Source organism: Bradyrhizobium sp. (assembly GCF_019244115.1).
Classification (GTDB): Bacteria; Pseudomonadota; Alphaproteobacteria; order Rhizobiales; family Xanthobacteraceae; genus Bradyrhizobium.
Genome location: NZ_JAFATE010000692.1, coordinates 1 through 18,055 on the forward strand (window position 1 = coordinate 1; position 18,055 = coordinate 18,055).

Consider the following 18,055-nt stretch of genomic DNA (forward strand, 5'->3'; position numbering starts at 1 on the left):
CATTTGCTTGAATGTTGGCAGCCGACGTCGGTTAACGGTCCCGGTGCGCGGCTAGGCCCGGCGCATCCTCATACCCGGCAAGGATGCGTCGGGCCGTTGCTCAAAGTTGGGGCAATTCGCCACCCGTTTGAGCGCATAGCGAAAACATCCGCGCGCCGCACCCGCGGGATGTCCTTCGCCGCAATTTTCCAAGGGATCGGCGGGCACATGCAACGTTCGCTGGCCATTGTGACCGCCGGCAGCACCTTCATCGGGCTTCTCCCGTTCCTGATCGTCGTGCCGGCGCTTCGCCGAAGAGCCGAAGACCCAAGACCCGCTGCGCTTCGAAAGCCGGGCGGTTCTGTTTCGCGTCGATATGGCGATGCGGCCGCGCAAGTCCTATTATCAGGCAGTGCCGATCGAAGCCGCTGCCGGCGGTTCCCGGACGGCCGGCTGGACAGAATGATGATGCCCGAAGCCGATGCAATTGAGACCGTCGACCACTCCAAACTGGGCGCCGAGGTCGCCCGGCTCCTCGGCGAGCTTGGTGTCGATCCCGCGAGCCACACCGGCGGCACGCTGCCGGCCCGCTCGCCCATCACGGGCGAAATCGTCGCCCGCGTCCGCGAGTCGGATCCGGACAGCGTAGGACGCACGATCGACACCGCCCACGCGGCGTTCCTGCAGTGGCGCATGGTCCCGGCGCCGAAACGCGGCGAACTGGTCAGGCTGTTCGGCGAGGAGCTTCGCGCCAGCAAGCCGTCGCTGGGACGGCTGGTGTCGATCGAGGTCGGGAAGATCACCTCCGAAGGTCTTGGCGAAGTCCAGGAGATGATCGACATCTGCGATTTCGCCGTTGGCCTCTCGCGCCAGCTCCACGGCCTCACCATTGCGACCGAGCGCGCCGAGCACCGCATGATGGAGAGCTGGCATCCACTCGGCGTCACCGGCATCATTTCGGCGTTCAACTTTCCCGTTGCAGTGTGGGCCTGGAACGCGGCGCTGGCCCTGGTCTGCGGCAACAGCACGGTCTGGAAGCCGTCAGAGAAGGCGCCGCTCACGGCGCTGGCGACGACAGCGCTGTTCGAGCGGGCGTTGGCGCGCTTCCGTCAACAGGCCGGCGAAGCGCCGGAAGGGCTCGCGACACTCCTCATCGGCGGCCGCGATGTCGGTGAAGTTATGGTCGATCACCCAAGAGTCCCGCTGGTCTCGGCGACCGGCTCGACCGCGATGGGCCGCAACGTCGGCCCGAGGCTCGCGAAGCGATTTGCCCGGGCTATTCTAGAGCTCGGCGGCAACAATGCCGCGGTCGTGACGCCCAGTGCCGATCTCGACCTGACGCTGCGTGCAGTCGCCTTTGCGGCGATGGGTACCGCCGGCCAGCGCTGCACCACGCTGCGACGCCTGTTCGTTCATGAGGATGTCTACGGTACGTTCTTGCCGCGCCTGAAAAAGGCCTATCAATCCGTCACGACGGGTGATCCGCTGCAGCCCGCCACCCTGGTCGGTCCGCTGATCGACGGCATCGCCTATGAGCAGATGCAGGCGGCGCTGGACCTTGCCAAGGCCGCCGGCGGCATCGTGTTCGGCGGCGAGCGGGTCATGGTTCGAGGCCGGTCGGAGGCCTACTACGTGCGCCCCGCGCTCGTCGAGATCGCGCGGCAGACCGGACCGGTGGAACGGGAGACATTCGCGCCGATCCTCTATGTGATCCCGTACCGCGATTTCGACGCGGTGCTCGCCCTGCACAATGCCGTCCCGCAGGGACTGTCCTCTTCGATCTTCACCAGCGACCTGCGCGAGGCGGAGATCTTTCTCTCCGCGCGCGGCTCTGATTGCGGCATCGCCAATGTCAATATTGGACCGTCGGGGGCCGAGATCGGCGGCGCATTCGGCGGCGAGAAAGAGACCGGCGGGGGACGCGAATCCGGTTCGGATACGTGGAAGGCCTATATGCGCCGCGTCACCAACACCGTGAATTATGGCCGGACGCTGCCGCTTGCGCAGGGCGTCAAGTTCGATATCGGATGAAAGTCTTTGCCGCTCTTCAACGCGGAGCAGCCATGAGGTCGGCGCGATCTTTTGCGTTGGGAATATCCGGCTGCTTTCCGCTTCAGCGCTAGGGCGGCGCTCCGTTCGGCACGAGGGCCTCGACCAGCACGCCTTGCTCGCTTGACGCGACCGTGAGGGTGCCGCCCAGCGCCAGCACCCGCTCGCGCATTCCCATCAGGCCAAAACCGGACCTGTGGGCGGCCGGCAGGCCTGCGCCATTGTCGCGGACGCGAAGCAACGTTGCGGCGCCGGCGGCCGGCAGTCCCTTGGGCGGCGCGGCCGGTTCGATGGCGATCTCGACATGGGTCGCGCCGGAATGGCGAAACACGTTGGTCAGCGCTTCCTGGACGATGCGGTAGATCGTGAGCTCCGCGGTATCCCCGGGACGGCCGAGTTCCGGAGAGATCGAGGTCTCGATGGTCACGCCGGGATTGGCTTCGCGCCAGAGCCGCATCAGGGCGCCCAGCGCATCGGTAAGGCCGAGCTCACTGAGACCGACGGGACGCAGGCGGTCGAGCACGCGGCGATTGACGTGCTGCAGCGTGTTGATTTGCGCCAAAATGCTGTCGCCGTGCTTCCGCAAGGAGCGGATATCCGGGGCATCTGCGGTCGCGGCTTGCGCCAGCGCCGAGGCATGGGCGCGCAGCGCGAACAGATGCGGACCAAACTCGTCGTGCAACTCGCGCGCGACGTCCTTGCGCTCGGCGTCCTGCAGCGACACAATCTTCTCGGCGAGCTGCTGCTTGTCGCGAAGCGACTGACCAAGCGTCGCCACGAGGTCGTTCAACTGGCTGCAGATCGCGGCGAATTCGGGCGGGCCACGCGGCGTGACCCTGGTCTCGTAATCTCCGGCGGCGATGTTTTTCATCGCGCCCGCGAGCGATTGAATGGGCGCGAGTGCCCGGTTCAGCACGGTCATGGTGATGACGAAGAGAATGATCGCGATGGCGCTGCCGACTTCGAGCTGGGTGACGATGCCGTCCCATATCTCGGCGATTTCGTCGGTCGGATGCGAGGTGATCGCGAGCGTGCCCAGCGATCGGCCATTGACGAGGACCGGCAGGTCGACGGTGGTTTGCTCGGGGTGGATCAGCGTGACGAACCAGCCCGGCACCGTTGGCGCGTCGGCGGCGGTATCTTGATGCGGGGACAAGGGAGGGGCGCGGCCGGCGCCGCCGCGGATACGCGTGATGCTGACGTGGCGGAGTTCGCCAAGCCGCGTGACGATCTGGTCGAGCCGCGCATCGGGTTCGGCGGACTCGCTGAGATCGGCGACCAGCGTTTGAACGAATTCGCGGGCGAGCTTGACGACGCTCTGGTCTTCGGCCTGCACGCGGGGACCTGCTTCCAGCAAGAGCCGCCCGATATTGATCGCAAGCCCCAGGACCAGAACCAGGGCAAGAAGCAGGTTGAGCCGCGTGCGCAGCGAGAACGTCCGCCACATCGTCAGGATTCCCGTCCGCCGCCTTGAAGCAGTGCCCCTGCCAATCGCGTTGACAGGACAAATCGACGGCTATCTAATTGAACGGTACAGTATTTCCGGCTGTCCTGCACAATGCCTCGATTACCTGATGATGCGTCGCGGTGGAGTTTGCGATGCGTGTCCTGATCGTCGATGACCATCCGATCGTGGCCTCGGGCTGTCGGGCCTTGATGGCGGACGATCCTGACATCGTCATCCTGGAGGCGTCGAGCGCTGAGACCGGCCTTGACACGTTTGTCGCCGAGCGCCCGGACGTCTGCGTGCTCGACATCAATCTGCCCGGCGTGTCCGGCTTCGAACTGGCCCGGCGCATCCTGGCGCGCGATGCGAGCGCCCGCATCATCGTGTTCAGCATGAATGACGATCCGATCTTTGCGGCGCGCGCCATCGACAGCGGTGCCAAGGGCTATGTGTCCAAGTCGGGTGATCCGGCCGATCTGGTCAAGGCGATCCGCGCGGTCGCCGGCGGCGGGGTGTTCCTGCCACCGGCGCTTGCGCAGGGCATTGCGTTCGCCCGCGCAACCTCGGCCGAAGGACGTCTCGCCAAGCTGACGCCGCGGGAGATCGAGATTTTGCGGCTGCTCGGCTCCGGCAAGAGCCTGTCGGAGATCGCCTGGATGATCAACGCATCCTACAAGACGATCGCCAACACCTCGTCGATCATGCGCCAGAAGCTCGGCATTCGAACCTCGTCCGAGCTCGTGCGTTTTGCGATTGAGAGCAAACTAGCCTGACGCTTTGGCATCCGCGAGTTGCTCGCGCAGTTCGTCCCGGATTGCGGCGATCGTGGCTGGGCTGCGTGCGCCGCGTGGCGGCGGCAGGCAGCGCTCCAGGACGATACGGGCGGGCCGGTCCGATAGGAAGAACAGGCGATCGGCGAGCCGGATCGCTTCCTCCACATCGTGAGTGACCAGCAGCGTCGTGACGTGGCCGCGGCCGGTCAGCGCGAGCAACTCCTCGCGCAGCCGTGCGGCCGTCGCCTCGTCCAGCGACACGAAAGGCTCGTCGAGCAGCAGGAAATCGGGCCGCACCGCAAAGGCTCGCGCAATCGCGACGCGCCGCGCCAGCCCAAGGGAGAGCTCGCCGGGATAGCGGGCAAGGTGCGAGGAAAGGCCGAGCGTATCGAGGAGGTCGCTGAGGTCGACGTCCGCCTGCTCGGGCGGCAGCACCAGGCGGATGTTCTGCTCCACCGTGCGCCAGGGCAGCAGTCGCGGCTCCTGGAAGACGATGCCGAGGCGGCCCGATCCCGGGGGGCGGCAATGCCCCGAAAAATCCGGGTCGAGCCCGGCGGCGATCCGCAGCGTGGTGGTCTTGCCGCAACCCGACGGGCCCAGCAGGACACCCAATTGACCCGCCTGGAGACCAAGCTCGAGACCGCGCAGGACTTCGACGGCCGTGCCATCAGCCGCGCAGTAGACCTTGGAAGAGATGCGAAGCTCAAGGGCGTCGCGGTCGCCAGCGTTGCGCGCGTCGTTCAAATGGCTGCACCAGGAAATTCTCGATCGCCAGCATTAGCACGATGAAGGTCACCGCATAGCTGAGAATCTTGGTCATGTCGAACAGCGAAAACGCGCTGCCGAGGACGAAGCCGACGCCGTTGGGCCGCCCGATCAGTTCGACCACCAGCACGATCTTCCAGGCCGTCGCCAGGCCCGAGCGCGACCCGGCCGCAAGGTAGGGCGCAAGCTGGGGCGCTACGATGTGACGCAACCGTGTGAGCGGCGCGAGCCGATAGGCCCGCGCCATTTCGTCAAGTCCCGGATCGAGTGCGCGCGCCCCCTCGCGCATCACCACGATGACGTTGGGCAGCTTGTTGAGCGCGACCGCGAGGATGGCCGCAGTCTCGTTGAGGCCGATCCAGACATAGGCGAAGATGATGGTCACCAGCGCCGGCAGGTTGATCAGCGCGACCAGCCAGGGATCGGCATAGCGATCGATCGTACGGAATTGCCCCATGGCATAGCCGGCGACGGAGCCGAGCACGAGCGCGATGGTGAACGATGCGACGACCCTGGCCAGCGTATAGCCGATCTCGAGCGGCAGTTCGCCGGACTTCAGATCGGCCACGATGGTCTCGGCAACGCCGAGCGGCGAGGGCAGCAGGCGGGAGTGCGCGAGCACGGCCGCGACCGCCCAGATCGCGATCAATGCGGCGACCGACAGCGCGCGCGCCACCGGCTATTCCCCGTGCGTGGCCGAGGGATAGTAGTAGAGCCCGGCATCGAGCTCGCCGGCCGGACCGACCAGTTCCGCACCCCCGATCTGTGCCAGTGTCCGGAACAGGACGCGCGCATCGGAGGCCTCTTCGTCGATCGAGCGATACGGCATGCCCTCGCGGGTGCGCTCGCGCATGATGGTGAAGGTTGCCTCGTCTTCGGCCTTGATCAGCGGACGCAGTGCGTCCCACTCGCCGTCCGACTGCCGCAGCAGCTCGTTCGCAGCCTGCGCAATCCTGATGAAGCGATTGATCGCGTCGCGATGACCCGCCGCAAACTGCTCGGAGAAGACGTAGCCGATCATGGCCACGGGCTGCTTGAGGCCGAGCTCTTTTTCGGCATCGCGCACGTCGATCAGCGACCGGTATCCGAGCGTCTCCAGCCGTGCGCAAAAATTCCAGAAATTCAGCCCGGCATCGGCTTCGCCCTGCTGCAGCTTCTGGAACATCAATGGCGGCGCGCCGTATTGCAGGCTGGCCTCGCGCTTCAGATCGATGCCGCGGCGAAGCGCCGCAGCGCGGATGATGAGCCAGCTCTTGTCGATCGGGCCGCCGGCCACCGCCAGCACCTTGCCCCTGAGATCATCGAACTGCTTGACGGGGGAATCAGCCTTGACCATGACCGCGCCGACGGCGCTTGAATAAGGATAGAACAGCAGCTTTGCGCCAAGCGCGCGCTCGCGCGCGACCCAAAGCCAGTCCGACACCGCGATGTCGACCGAGCCGCTGTTGATCGCAAGCTTGCCTGCGTCGGTCGAGGCAAATTCGGCGGTCTGCAGTTCGAGGTCGGCCTGGCGCGCCAGATCGTGACGGCGGATCACGTCGAGCACCCAGGCAAAGGTCCCCGTCGCCTGGAAGCCGACGCGCAGCGTCTCGGTAGCCCGCGCCGGGAGCACGGGAGCAAGAACGAGGATGAGGGCGGCAAGCCATGCCAACGTGCGGCGCATAGGTAGCCTGTGGCGTTCTCTCCGGCCCATGTCAACCCGTGATGTCATTGCAATTCGGAGCGGCCGGCCTTGAGGCCGGGTCGGCCGTCGGAACCGGCAGGTCGATCTTGCTGGCTTCGGTAAGCGCTGAGCGCGCGCCGTTTCCCAGGGCTTCCTAGGGTGATCGTCAACGATCAGGAAGCTGGTCATCTCCTGTCCTTGGGCGGCGCCCCACCGCGCGTTGCGCCTGTCGTGCTTAACGCTACCGCACGGCCATCATGCAAGGCGGCGCAGAATTTTGCACGTATCTCGTCGCCATGGCGGTTATGCGGCAGGCGGAGATTGATCCGCCGCTCGCTCTGCACCGCGTCCCCGGGCCGCGAGGACAAGACCGGCCATGACGATGCTCCGGGCTTGAGCTACTTTACCTCTGTCATAAATGAATCACGCCGCGCCGCGCGGCGTGCGCGACGGCGTCGGTGCGGCCTGTCGCGTCGAGCTTTTCCAGCAGCGACCCGACATGGAATTTCGCGGTATGCACTGAAATTCCGAGCCGCCTCGCGATGTCCTTGTTGGATGCGCCCTCGGCGAGCAATGCGAGCACGTCGAGCTCCCTCGGTGTCAGCTCGATGCCGCTCGCCGCGCGCTCCCCGTGTCGATCCGGTGAGACCAGCTTGACCGCAGGCGCTTCTCCCACTGCCGCCAGGCGAACGCCCGCGACGCCGCCGAGCAGCGCCGCGAGCCGGTCAGCCAGGGCGGGGTCATCGACCTCGATCGCGATGACGATCGGAGGCTGTGTCTCCTCGTTCACGCGCGCGGCCTTTCGCCGATCATTATCTTGACATTCACCGGCTCGCCGGCGCGACGCACCACGATATCCGCGACCTTGCCGACGCTGTCGGGGCCGAGCGAGCGGAGCAGCGATCGGACGCTGGACAGTTTTTCATTGTTCCAGCTGACGATGACGTCACCTTGCCGCAAACCGGCGGCGGCGGACGGCCCCGCTCGGTCGACGCTCATCACCATCGCGCCAACGCCGTCGTCGAGTTCGACCGGCTGCAAGCCGACGCCGAGATAGCCGCGGGCGATCCGGCCGTGGGTCTCGAGTTTCGGAGCCACGCGCTCGATCGTGGCTGCGGGAATGACGAGCACGCGCCGTGGCCCGAACACGGTCATGCCGAAGGCGTTGCCCGACGCATCGAGCGCGAGGCCGCCCTCGTGACCGTGACGCAGGCGCACATCGAGCTCGATCCGCGCGTCGATCTCGCCGCCGCGCATCGAGCGCCACGCAGCGCCGACAAGCGAGACGGTGCCGAGCAGGGCGGCAGGCGCGCCGTGCGCGGCGGCAATGACAGGGGAGAGCGAGCCCAGGGCTGGTACCGTGGCGGATAGCTTGATCGGCGTCAGGCCGGCGGTGTCGACCTTCAGCAGCGCGACGTCGGTCGTGTGATCGCGTCCGGCAATCGTCGCCGGCCGCGTCGTGCCATCGGCCAGCCTGACCGAGACTTCACCTTCTTCGGCAAGCGCCTCATCGGCGGTGACGATGAAGCCGCTCTTCCAGACGAAGCCGGAAGCGCGGGAGCGATGCGAGTGGACGGAAACGATGGCAGGTGCGGTTTTCGCGACCACGTCCGCGATCGCGGAGGACAGCGAAAACAGGGGTGAATCGGTCATGGCAAGCTCCATTGGATTTGAATCCAATCTGGGTGCTCGGTGCCAATTTGGGAACTGCCCGGATGGGGAGGAATAGGACAGACGATCGCACAAGCCCGTCATGCCCGCGCTTGTCGCGGGCATCCACGCCTTTCTTTTCCGCTGCCAACGTGGATGGCCTGGACAAGCCCGGCCATGATGACGTTGATCGATCAATCGGCCGGCGCCGTCTGCCTGATGTGCGCGGCGCGAGCGCCGACATCGAGCCACGCCGGCTTGTCGGGCGCAAATTGCCGTCGCAGGTAGGAGACGAGTTCTTCGATCTGCCGGTCGTTCAAGCTCTCTCCGAAGGCTGGCATGTAACCGAGGTCATCAGATGCGGGCGCGGCAATGCCGTGCAGGATCACCTGAATGAGATTGTCGGGCCTGTCGCTGTGCAGGTTGCTGTTGAGCGCGAGCGACGGCCGGCCGCCGAACAGCGGCAGCCCGCCGACCTCGTGACAGACAGCGCAGGCGCCGAGATAGAGACGTGCGCCCGGGGACGACGCGGACGTGGTTTTCGTGTCGCTTTCGAGTTTTGCGGCAAGCGCATCCTGCGCGGACCGATCGAGCGCATGGGTGCTGAAGGAGGCGAGATAAACCGCCATCGCGCGGATATCCGCATCAGGCAGGCGCGCGAGATCGCGGATGACCGGCGCCATCGGACCTGCCGCGACGCCATGAGAGCGCGACTGCCCCGAGCGTAGATAGACGAAGAGCTCGTCTTCGCTCCAGGGAATCGGCGCGCGCGAGAGCGACGTCAGCGGCGGCGCTTCCCAGCCTTCCGCAAAACCGCCGGCGAGCTGCGCCTCCGCACGCTCCGCGCCGAGCGCATTGCGCGGGGAATGGCAGGCGCCGCAATGGCCGAGACCCTCGACCAGATAGGCGCCGCGATTCCATAGCTCCGATCGAGTCGCGTCCAGCTTGAACGCGTCGGTCTCGTGAAACAGCGCGTTCCACCCCGCGAGCAACGGGCGCAGATTGAACGGAAAGGCGAGTCGGTTCTCCGGAATGTCGGCTCTGACCGGCGCCTGCGCCATCAGATGGGCATAGAGCGCCTGCAGATCCGCATCGGTCGCTTTGGCAAAATGCGTGTAGGGAAATGCCGGATAGAGATGGCGGCCGTCGCGATGGATGCCCTCGCGCATCGCGCGCACGAAGGCCGGGTAGGACCAGCCGCCGATCCCGGTTTCGACATCAGGCGTGATGTTGGTTGAATAGATCACGCCGAACGGCGTCTCTAGCGGCCGTCCGCCGGCATTTGCAATGCCGCTGTCCGCGGTGTGGCAAACCGCGCAATTGCCGAGCGCCGCCAGTTGCGCGCCGCGCGCGATCGTCGCCGCCGCGTAGACCGATGGGTCGGGCGGCGCGATCGGGGCAATCGCGCGCCCTGGCAGCACGGCCGCGCCGATGCTGATCACGGCCGCGCAGAGGGCGCCGATCGTGGCCAGCACGCCTCGCGACGTCCCGAACAGATCTTTCCAGATGCTCAGGGCGTGCGGAGGCGCGGAGGGCGCGGGCAGTATCTCGGGTTTTGCCGGCCGCCGGCCGCGCAGGCCTTCGAGAATGCGCTCCGGCGTGAACGGCGGCTCGCGAAAGCGCACGCCCGTCGCGTCGAAGATCGCATTGGCGATGGCGGCCGCGCTCGGCACGGAGGCGGACTCGCCAACCCCGAGCGGCGGCTGATCCGGACGCGGCAGCATCAAAACGTCGATCTTGGGCAGGTCGGGAAAGCGGATGATCGGATAGGCGCCCCATTCGCGCGCCGTCACGGCATGGCGGTCGAACGAGACTTCCTCCATGAGCGCGCGGCTGGTCGACTGGATCACATTGCCCTGGATCTGGTGCCGCACCCCGTCGGGATTGATCATCATCCCGGAATCCTGGCCGGCGACGACGCGCGTCACGCTGACGTCGCCGGTCTTCTTGTCGACTGCGACGTCGGCGATCCAGGCCGACCATGCCGCGCCGTAGCCGGGAAACTTGCTGTGGACATAGAGCGCGTAGGCGAAGCCGCGGCCGCTCACGACATCGCCGTCCTTCTCGGCCCGCACCGGCCGCGGTGCCCAGCCCGCGCGCTCAGCGACGGCATTCACGAGATCGATGGCGCGTTTGTCCTTGAGGTAGCGCAGCCGGTATTCGATCGGATCGACGCCGGCCTCGGCTGCAAGCTCGTCGATGTAGGACTCATGGGCAAACGTGTTGGGCAGCGCCGAGACGCCGCGCAGCCAGGCGGCGCGGACGATCGGCGTCATGTCATGCGCGACGACGCGCAGATTGTCGTAATCGTAAGGCGGGATCGCGGTGCGGTCGCCCATCTCGATGACCGCGGGTTTTGGCGCGATCCGGCCGGTCAACAGCAGCGCCAATGTCGGCGCGCCGTTCGAGGGATAGCGCGTGGCAAAATCGTAGGCCGCGACGCTGCCGTCGGCATTCAGCCCGCCATTGACCGTCATCAGTTGTGCGGTGCCTTTCGGCTCCCAGACGTGCTCCTGCTCCCTGGTCAATTGCACGCGCACGGGCTGGCCGACCGCCCGCGACAGCAGCACCGCGTCGGCCGTGACGTCATCGGCGCAGTTGCGGCCGTAGCAGCCGGCGGCCTCCAGCCTGACGACCTCGATCTCGGACTCCGGCCGTTCGAGCAGCAGCGCCAGATCGGCGCGCAGGATGTGCGGGTTTTGTGTGCCCGACCACACATGGACGCGATCATGCTGATAGTCGGCGACGGCGCAGGACGGCCCGATCGAAGCATGCATCTGATAGGGCCAGGCATAAGTCCGGGGCATCGGCTTGGCGGCAACCGCAATCGCTGCATCGACGTTACCTTTGTTCGCCAAGGTTCGCGGCGTTGACGGGTTGGCGCGCAGAGCAGTCTCGATGTCTTTCAGATCAGGAAGCGTCGGCGATGGCTTCCAGGCGACTTGCAGCCTTGCGGCGGCCTTGGCCGCATCCTCCTCGCGCTCGGCGACCACGCCGACGAAATCGCCGAGCCTGACGACGGCGACGAGCCCTGCGATATCGCGCACGGACGTCTCGTCGATCGAGATGAGGCTGGTGCCGACGAAGGCGCCGGCATCGACGCCGGCGTAGGGCGGGCGCACCACCCGTCCGTGCAGCATGCCGGGCACGCGGACATCGTGCACATAGACCAGTTCGCCGGTCGCCTTGGCCGCCAGGTCGACCCGGGGCATCGACTGTCCGACAATCGTATATTGCGAAGGCGGCTTCACAGGCACGTCATCGGCGAGTTCGAGGCGAATCGTCTCGCCGCCGATCAACTCGCCATAGCTGACGCTGCGGTTGTCCTTGCCGCGCACCAAGCCGTCCTCGATCGTCAGCTCCGAGAGCGGAAGTTCGAGTCGCTGCGCGGCGCGCGCAACCAGAAACTGCCGGGCCTGCGCCGCAGCGATGCGCAGGGGCACGGCCGTGATCTGGATGGTTTCGCTGGCAATGGTGGCGCCCTGGTTCGGCACGACGGCGGTATCGCCGAGCACGACCACGACGCGGGCAAACGAGACATCGAGCTCCTCGGCGACGATCTGGCCGAGCGCGGTGCGGATGCCGGTGCCGAGGTCGACATGACCATTGTAGGCGGTTACCGCGCCGTCGGCGGTGATCCTGATGAAAGTCTCGGACGCGGCGGCTTCGCCCGATCGGTTTCGACGAACGACAGTCAAAACCCCCGTCGGACGTGATGGACTGTCAGCGGGAGCCATCAATCGCCGGCCTCGACCAGATGTCCTGCGGCCCGCATCACCGCACGCATGATCTCGACATGCGCGCCGCAGCGACAGAGATTGTATTTGAGCGCCTCCGCGGCCTCTGCTTCCGTGGGATGCGGGCTCAGCGCAAGCAGCGCCTTGGTCGTCATGATCATGCCGTTCAGACAATAGCCGCATTGCGCGGCCTGCTCTTCAATGAAGGCCTGCTGCACCGGATCGGGCTTTTCGCGTGTGCCGAGCCCCTCGAGCGTGACGATCGCTCGCCCGGTACAGCCGCTGATCGGGATCACGCAGGAGCGGGCGGCGAGATTATCGATCAGCACCGTGCAGGTGCCGCACTCGCCGAGCCCGCAGCCGTATTTCGGGCCGTTCAGCGCGAGATCGTTGCGCAGGATGTAAAGCAGCGGCGTATCGGCATCCGCACGCACATCGTATGTCCTGCCGTTGACGTTGAGACGGATCGTCGTCTGCGTCATTGCGATGCGTCCGGATGATTCCTCGAAAGGTCGGTGGAGACTACCGTTTGTGTACAAACGTGCAAGCGCTGCTCGCTCGTCTTCCTTCTGCACTGCAGCGAATGCACGCTTTGTAGCCAACGTGGGAGGCAGTTTGAGTTTTTATGCAGCAAGGCTGCTTTGAGGCGCCGTGGCGCTTGACAGCTTTCGGCTTCGCGCGCAACATCATTTGCATACGAATGAAATGACTGCGGCTTGATGGTTAGGGCTGTCTGACAATGACGGACGCGACGAGTGCGGCCACCAGCGGCGACAAGATCCGCTGCGATGCCTGCCCCGTGATGTGCTACATCAAGCCGGGCGCCGCCGGCGCCTGCGATCGCTATGCCAATGACGATGGACAACTGGTCCGCGTCGATCCCCACATCATTCTCGAGCACACCGTCTCGCATGGCGGCCGCGTGGTGCCGTTCCAGGCGGCCGGCGACTGGGACGGCAAGATCGTCCAGGCGCCTTCGACCTTCGTGACCGCGATCGGCGCCGGCACCACCTATCCGGACTACAAGCCCGCGCCGTTCATCGTCTCCTCGGAGGTCGACGGCGTCGACATGGTCACCGTGGTGACCGAGGGCATTTTCAGTTATTGCGGCGTCAAGGTGAAGATCGACACCGACCGCTATCTCGGCCCGGAAACCGCGACGGTGCGGGCGCAGGGCGAGGCGGTCGGCCACGTCACGACCAGCGAATACGGCTCGCAGATGCTGTCGCTCGGCGGCGTGCATCATCTGACCGGCGGCTCGAAGAAAGAGGGCCGCGTCACCTGCGATACGCTGATGGACCTCTCCAACTGCAAGGGCGTCGAGCTTGCGATCGATGGCGGCGCGACGGTCGTGGTGCAGGCCGGCCAGGCGCCTGTTGTCAACAACGTGACCGAAGAGCGGATGCGGGTCGGTTGCGGCTCGGCGACCATCGGCATGTTCGCCAAGCAGTGGCATGGCAAAGTGGACGAGGTCGTCGTGGTCGACGACCACATCACCGGCGTATTGTCGGAACACCAGGCCGGCAAGCTGCTCGACATCGCCGATACCGGCATCAAGATGAAGGGCCGGCGCTCGACGCCCGGCCGCTATTTCCAGGTCGCCGAGCCTGGCACCGGCTGGGGCGGCACCAATATCGCCGATCCCTTGTCGATTCTCGGTTCGTTCGATCGTAAAGTCGCGCGGCCGGGGCTCACCATGCTGATGGTCTCCACGACCGGCGAGCACGCGGGCTACTACGTATTGGATGAGGCGCTTCGCCCGGTCGAGAGACAGATGCCGACCGAGCTCAAATTCTCGGTCGAACGCATCCAGGAGAATTGCGAGCCGGCGCTCTGCACCGTGCTGTTCATGGCCGGCGCCGGCGGCTCGCTGCGCGCCGGAGTTACCGATAATCCGGTGCGGTTGACGCGATCGGTGAAGGACGCGCTGACGCGGGTAACCAGTGGCGGCGCGCCGGTCTATGTCTGGCCGGGCGGCGGCATCACTTTCATGGTGGACGTGACGCAGATGCCGGCGGGCGCGTTCGGCTATGTGCCGACGCCGGCGCTGGTCGCGCCGATCGAGTTCACGATGAAATTGTCCGATTATGCGGCGCTCGGCGGCCATATGGATCATGTCCGGCCGCTGGCGTCGCTGAAGGATGGTGCCGAGATCCGGCCGATGCCGCTCATCCCCGGGCGGCGCGCATGACCAGGTTGCCGCAAATGGCGCTTCTGCCTGGCGGCAAGCGGCTGCATCTGCAGGACGGTCCGATCGATCTGATCGTGGAGGCTGACGGGAGCGAGGACGAGATGCGCGCGGCCTATCGCGCGGCTGCGCAACGCTTTGTCGGCCTGCTCGACGAACTCTGCGAGGAGCTGGCGATGCTGCGGCAGGCGGCCGATCCGCACACGTGCCGGCTGAGGGGGATGGTCGCGCGGCGCATGCATGCCGCCGTGGCGCCATTTGCCGCGGAAAAATTCATCACGCCGATGGCCGCGGTCGCGGGCAGCGTCGCCGAGGAGATCCTCGGCGCGATGCAAGGTGCGGCGAGACTCGACCGCGCCTATGTCAACAATGGCGGCGACATTGCGCTGCATCTGGCCCCTGCTGCGCAGTTCAGCGTCGGCGTGATGGACCGGCCAGATCGCCGGGGCGTGATGCGAACCGTGCTGATCCACGCGGACGATGCGATCGGCGGTATCGCGACCAGCGGCCGGCACGGCCGCAGCTTTTCGCTCGGCATAGCCGATGCCGCCACCGTATTGGCAAAGACTGCATCGCAGGCTGACGCCGCCGCGACCATCATTGCCAACGCGGTGGATCTGCCCGGCCATGCCGCCGTGGCGCGCTGCCCGGCGAGCGAATTGCAGGTCGAGAGCGATCTCGGCGCGCGGCTCGTCACCCGCGAGGTCGGCGCGCTCTCCGATGGCGAGATCGCAAGGGCGCTCGCGGCAGGCGCCGATTGCGCGCAGGGCGCGCTCGCGGCAGGATTGATCGAAGGCGCAGCGCTGTGCCTGAAGGGCAGGATCACGACCGTCGGCCTCGTCAGGTTCGACACATCGCCATCGCGCGGCCTTCATGGAAGGGTGCGCGAGAGCTTGATACAGGCTTGAATCGAAAACGGACGGAAGCCAATGAGCGCCATCATTCGCAAGATCGTCACGGTGGTCGAGGAAACCCATCTGGAGATGGGCAAGACCATATCGCCGCCGACGCGCCGCGCGGCCGCGATTGCAGTGATCGAAAATCCGTTCGCGGGCCGCTACGTCGAGGACCTCGCGCCCCTGATCGCGATCGGCGAAGAGCTCGGCGATCTCCTGGCCAAGCGGGCGGTCGCGGCGCTCGGCATCGACGGCGCCAAGGTGCAGAGCTATGGCAAGGCCGCCGCGGTCGGTGAGAATGGCGAACTGGAGCACGCGGCGGCCATCCTGCATCCCAAAATGGGCGCGCCGGTGCGCAAGGTACTCGGCAAGGGCGCGGCGCTGATTCCCTCGTCGAAGAAACGCAGCGGCCCGGGCACGACGCTCGACATTCCGCTCGGCCACAAGGACGCGGCCTTCGTGCGCAGCCATTTCGACGGCATGGAGGTGCAGATCAACGACGCGCCGCGCGCTGGCGAGATCATGGTCGCGGTCGCGGTCACCGACAGCGGCCGGCCACTGCCGCGTGTCGGCGGGCTGACGATTTCCGAGATCAAGGGCGAAGACGGTTTGCGGTAATTCTTTTAGCAGCGGAGGAAGGGATGCGACGAAGCAGATATCTTGGCGCGGCACTTGCGATCGTGGTCGCCGGCACGGCGAACGGCGCAAGGGCGCAGAGCGAGATCAAGATCGGCGAGATCAACAGCTACTCGCTGCTGCCGGCCTTCACCGAGCCCTACCGCAAGGGCTGGCAGCTCGCGGTCGAGGAGATCAACGCCGCGGGCGGCATTGGCGGCAAGAAGCTGGTCGTGATCTCCAAGGATGACGGCGGCAAGCCGGCCGACGCGCAGACCGCCGCCAACGAGCTCGTCTCGAGCGAAAATGTCGCGATGCTGGCCGGCACTTTCCTGTCCAACATCGGCCTCGCCGTCTCCGACTTCGCCAACCAGAAAAAGGTGTTTTTTCTCGCCGCCGAGCCTCTGACCGACGCCATCACCTGGTCGAAGGGCAACCGCTACACCTTCCGCCTGCGCCCCTCCAACTACATGCAGGCGGCGATGCTGGTCGAGGCGGCCGCAAAACTGCCGGCGAAGCGCTGGGCGACGATCGCGCCGAACTATGAGTATGGCCAGTCGGCGGTCAGCGTGTTCAAGAAGCTGATGTCGGAGAAGCGGCCCGACATCCAGTGGGTCGACGAGCAGTGGCCGCCGTTCGGCAAGATCGATGCGGGTCCGGTGGTGCAGGCGCTCGCTGCCGCCAATCCCGAGGCGATCCTCAACGTCACCTTCGGCGCCGACCTCGTGAAGTTCGTTCGCGAAGGCAACACGCGCGGGCTGTTCAAGGATCGCGCCGTCGTGTCATTCCTGACAGGTGAGCCTGAATATCTCGATCCCCTCAAGGACGAAACACCGGAAGGCTGGATCGTGACCGGCTATCCCTGGTATTCGATCAAGACGCCGGAGCACGACGCGTTCCTGAAGTCCTATCAGGCCAAGTACAACGATTACCCACGGCTCGGCTCCATCGTCGGCTATGAGACCATCAAGTCGGCGGCTGCGATCCTAACCAAGGCCGGATCGACCGATCCGGACAAGCTGATCGCAGCCGCGGAAGGTCTTGCGGTGCCGTCGCCGTTCGGCGAGATCACCTTCCGCAAGATCGATCATCAGTCGACGCTAGGTGCCTTTGTCGGCAAGACCGCGCTGAAGGACGGCAAGGGCGTCATGGTGGATTCGGTCTACCAGAAGGGTTCTGACTTCCTGCCCAACGACGCCGAGATCGAGAAGATGCGCCCGAAGGATTAGGCCTCGGTCAAGCCGAGGGCCTGATATCGGGCCTCATGGTTCGAGACGCGCGGCGATGCCGCGCTCCTCACCATGAGGATTGAGACCCTCAACCCCAGGGAGCGCGCTCTTGCGCGTGTCTCGAAGGATGAGGCCCATGCGTCGAAGCTGCGACAACACGAACCGCCCATGGCCTTCTACATCGTTCAGTTCCTGACAGGGTTGGCCAGCGCCGCATCGCTGTTCCTGGTCGCCTCGGGCCTGTCGATCATCTTTGGCGTGACGCGGATTGTCAATTTCGCGCACGGCGCCTTCTACATGCTCGGCGCCTATGTCGCCTACACGCTGACGGATAGACTGGCCGGAGCGCTCGGCTTCTGGGGCGGCATCGTCGCTGCCGCGCTGATCGTCGCGGCCGCGGGCGCACTGGTCGAGATGATCCTGCTGCGACGGATCTATCACGCGCCCGAACTGTTCCAGCTGCTCGCGACCTTCGGCCTGACGTTGATGGTCGAGGACATCGTCGTGCTGCTCTGGGGTCCCAGCGACCTCGTCGGCCGCCGCGCGCCCGGCTTCAAGGGCGCTGTCGATGTGCTCGGCCAGAGCGTACCGAGCTACGACCTGTTCCTGATCGTGTTCGGACCCGTCGTGCTCGGCATTCTCTGGTTCTTGTTTCGCCGCACGCGCTGGGGCGTGCTGGTGCGCGCAGCGACGCAGGACCGCGACATGGTCGCCAGCCTCGGCGTCAATCAGAAATGGCTGTTCACGTCGGTCTTTGCCGTCGGCGTGTTTCTCGCCGCGCTCGGCGGCGCGCTGCAGATTCCCAGGGATGCCGTGCATCACGCGATGGACCTGCGCATCATCGTCGAGGTCTTCGTCGTCGTGGTGATCGGCGGGCTCGGCAGCATTTTTGGCGCCTTCGTCGCCGCGGTGCTGGTCTCTGAGCTCAACGCCTTCGGCATCCTGGTCTTCCCAAAAATCTCGATCATCCTGGTCTTTCTGGTGATGGCCGTGGTGCTGATCGTGCGGCCGTGGGGCCTGTTCGGCAAGAAGGAGGCGCCGGCGCGTCGCACGCCGGGCCTGAC

At 65.9% G+C, this 18,055-nt stretch carries 15 protein-coding genes; 7 read left to right on the forward strand and 8 right to left on the reverse strand.

Annotated elements, in window-relative coordinates; all coding sequences use genetic code 11:
- Positions 1-447 precede the first annotated feature (447 nt).
- Positions 448-2,010, forward strand: a complete 1,563-nt coding sequence (gene amaB, locus JOZ76_RS29955) for an L-piperidine-6-carboxylate dehydrogenase (protein WP_291704886.1) — start codon at positions 448-450, stop codon at positions 2,008-2,010.
- An 88-nt stretch (positions 2,011-2,098) separates the two neighbouring features.
- On the opposite strand, the gene JOZ76_RS29960 is transcribed toward amaB, so the two are convergent.
- Complete coding sequence (locus JOZ76_RS29960; RefSeq protein ID WP_291704888.1) at positions 2,099-3,475, reverse strand: histidine kinase; 1,377 nt, start codon at positions 3,473-3,475, stop codon at positions 2,099-2,101.
- A gap of 152 nt (positions 3,476-3,627) precedes the next feature.
- Between JOZ76_RS29960 and JOZ76_RS29965 the strand changes: the two genes are divergently transcribed.
- Positions 3,628-4,248: a response regulator transcription factor gene (locus JOZ76_RS29965; RefSeq protein WP_291704890.1), complete on the forward strand. Its 621-nt coding sequence runs from the start codon at positions 3,628-3,630 to the stop codon at positions 4,246-4,248.
- Here JOZ76_RS29965 and JOZ76_RS29970 read toward each other — a convergent pair.
- The 7 genes from JOZ76_RS29970 to JOZ76_RS30000 form a co-directional block, all read right to left on the reverse strand.
- Complete coding sequence (locus tag JOZ76_RS29970) at positions 4,240-4,992, reverse strand: ABC transporter ATP-binding protein (RefSeq protein ID WP_291704892.1); 753 nt, start codon at positions 4,990-4,992, stop codon at positions 4,240-4,242. The two genes, JOZ76_RS29965 and JOZ76_RS29970, sit on opposite strands and share 9 nt — an antisense overlap.
- Positions 4,952-5,689, reverse strand: a complete 738-nt coding sequence (locus tag JOZ76_RS29975; RefSeq protein WP_291704894.1) for an ABC transporter permease — start codon at positions 5,687-5,689, stop codon at positions 4,952-4,954. The genes JOZ76_RS29970 and JOZ76_RS29975 overlap by 41 nt, the downstream gene beginning before the upstream one ends.
- A 3-nt stretch (positions 5,690-5,692) precedes the next feature.
- A complete protein-coding gene (locus JOZ76_RS29980) occupies positions 5,693-6,676 on the reverse strand; it encodes an ABC transporter substrate-binding protein (RefSeq protein ID WP_291704897.1) in 984 nt (327 codons plus the stop codon).
- Positions 6,677-7,088: 412 nt separating this feature from the next.
- Complete coding sequence (locus tag JOZ76_RS29985) at positions 7,089-7,466, reverse strand: response regulator transcription factor (protein ID WP_291704899.1); 378 nt, start codon at positions 7,464-7,466, stop codon at positions 7,089-7,091.
- Positions 7,463-8,329 carry a S1C family serine protease gene (locus tag JOZ76_RS29990; RefSeq protein ID WP_291704901.1) on the reverse strand — a complete coding sequence of 289 codons (867 nt, stop codon included), beginning with the start codon at positions 8,327-8,329 and terminating at the stop codon, positions 7,463-7,465. The genes JOZ76_RS29985 and JOZ76_RS29990 overlap by 4 nt, the downstream gene beginning before the upstream one ends.
- 191 nt (positions 8,330-8,520) lie before the next feature.
- A complete protein-coding gene (locus tag JOZ76_RS29995; RefSeq protein WP_291704903.1) occupies positions 8,521-12,063 on the reverse strand; it encodes a molybdopterin cofactor-binding domain-containing protein in 3,543 nt (1,180 codons plus the stop codon).
- The gene (locus JOZ76_RS30000) at positions 12,063-12,545 is read right to left on the reverse strand and encodes a (2Fe-2S)-binding protein (protein WP_291704905.1); all 483 of its coding nucleotides are present in this window, start codon (positions 12,543-12,545) and stop codon (positions 12,063-12,065) included. The genes JOZ76_RS29995 and JOZ76_RS30000 overlap by 1 nt, the downstream gene beginning before the upstream one ends.
- A gap of 257 nt (positions 12,546-12,802) precedes the next feature.
- Here JOZ76_RS30000 and JOZ76_RS30005 point away from each other — a divergent pair, with 257 nt between their 5' ends.
- From JOZ76_RS30005 to JOZ76_RS30025, 5 genes are all read left to right on the forward strand, one after another.
- Complete coding sequence (locus JOZ76_RS30005; protein ID WP_291704907.1) at positions 12,803-14,254, forward strand: 6-hydroxynicotinate reductase; 1,452 nt, start codon at positions 12,803-12,805, stop codon at positions 14,252-14,254.
- Entirely contained in the window at positions 14,251-15,159 is a 909-nt protein-coding gene (locus tag JOZ76_RS30010) for a UPF0280 family protein (RefSeq protein ID WP_291704908.1), read from the forward strand. Before JOZ76_RS30005 ends, JOZ76_RS30010 begins: the two co-directional genes overlap by 4 nt.
- 21 nt (positions 15,160-15,180) lie before the next feature.
- A complete protein-coding gene (locus JOZ76_RS30015) occupies positions 15,181-15,765 on the forward strand; it encodes an amino acid synthesis family protein (RefSeq protein ID WP_291704910.1) in 585 nt (194 codons plus the stop codon).
- Positions 15,766-15,788: 23 nt separating this feature from the next.
- Positions 15,789-16,991, forward strand: coding sequence for an ABC transporter substrate-binding protein (locus JOZ76_RS30020; RefSeq protein WP_291704912.1), 1,203 nt, complete (start codon positions 15,789-15,791; stop codon positions 16,989-16,991).
- A gap of 168 nt (positions 16,992-17,159) precedes the next feature.
- Positions 17,160-18,055, forward strand: an 896-nt coding sequence (locus tag JOZ76_RS30025; RefSeq protein ID WP_291704914.1) for a branched-chain amino acid ABC transporter permease, incomplete at its 3' end; no start/stop codon positions are given.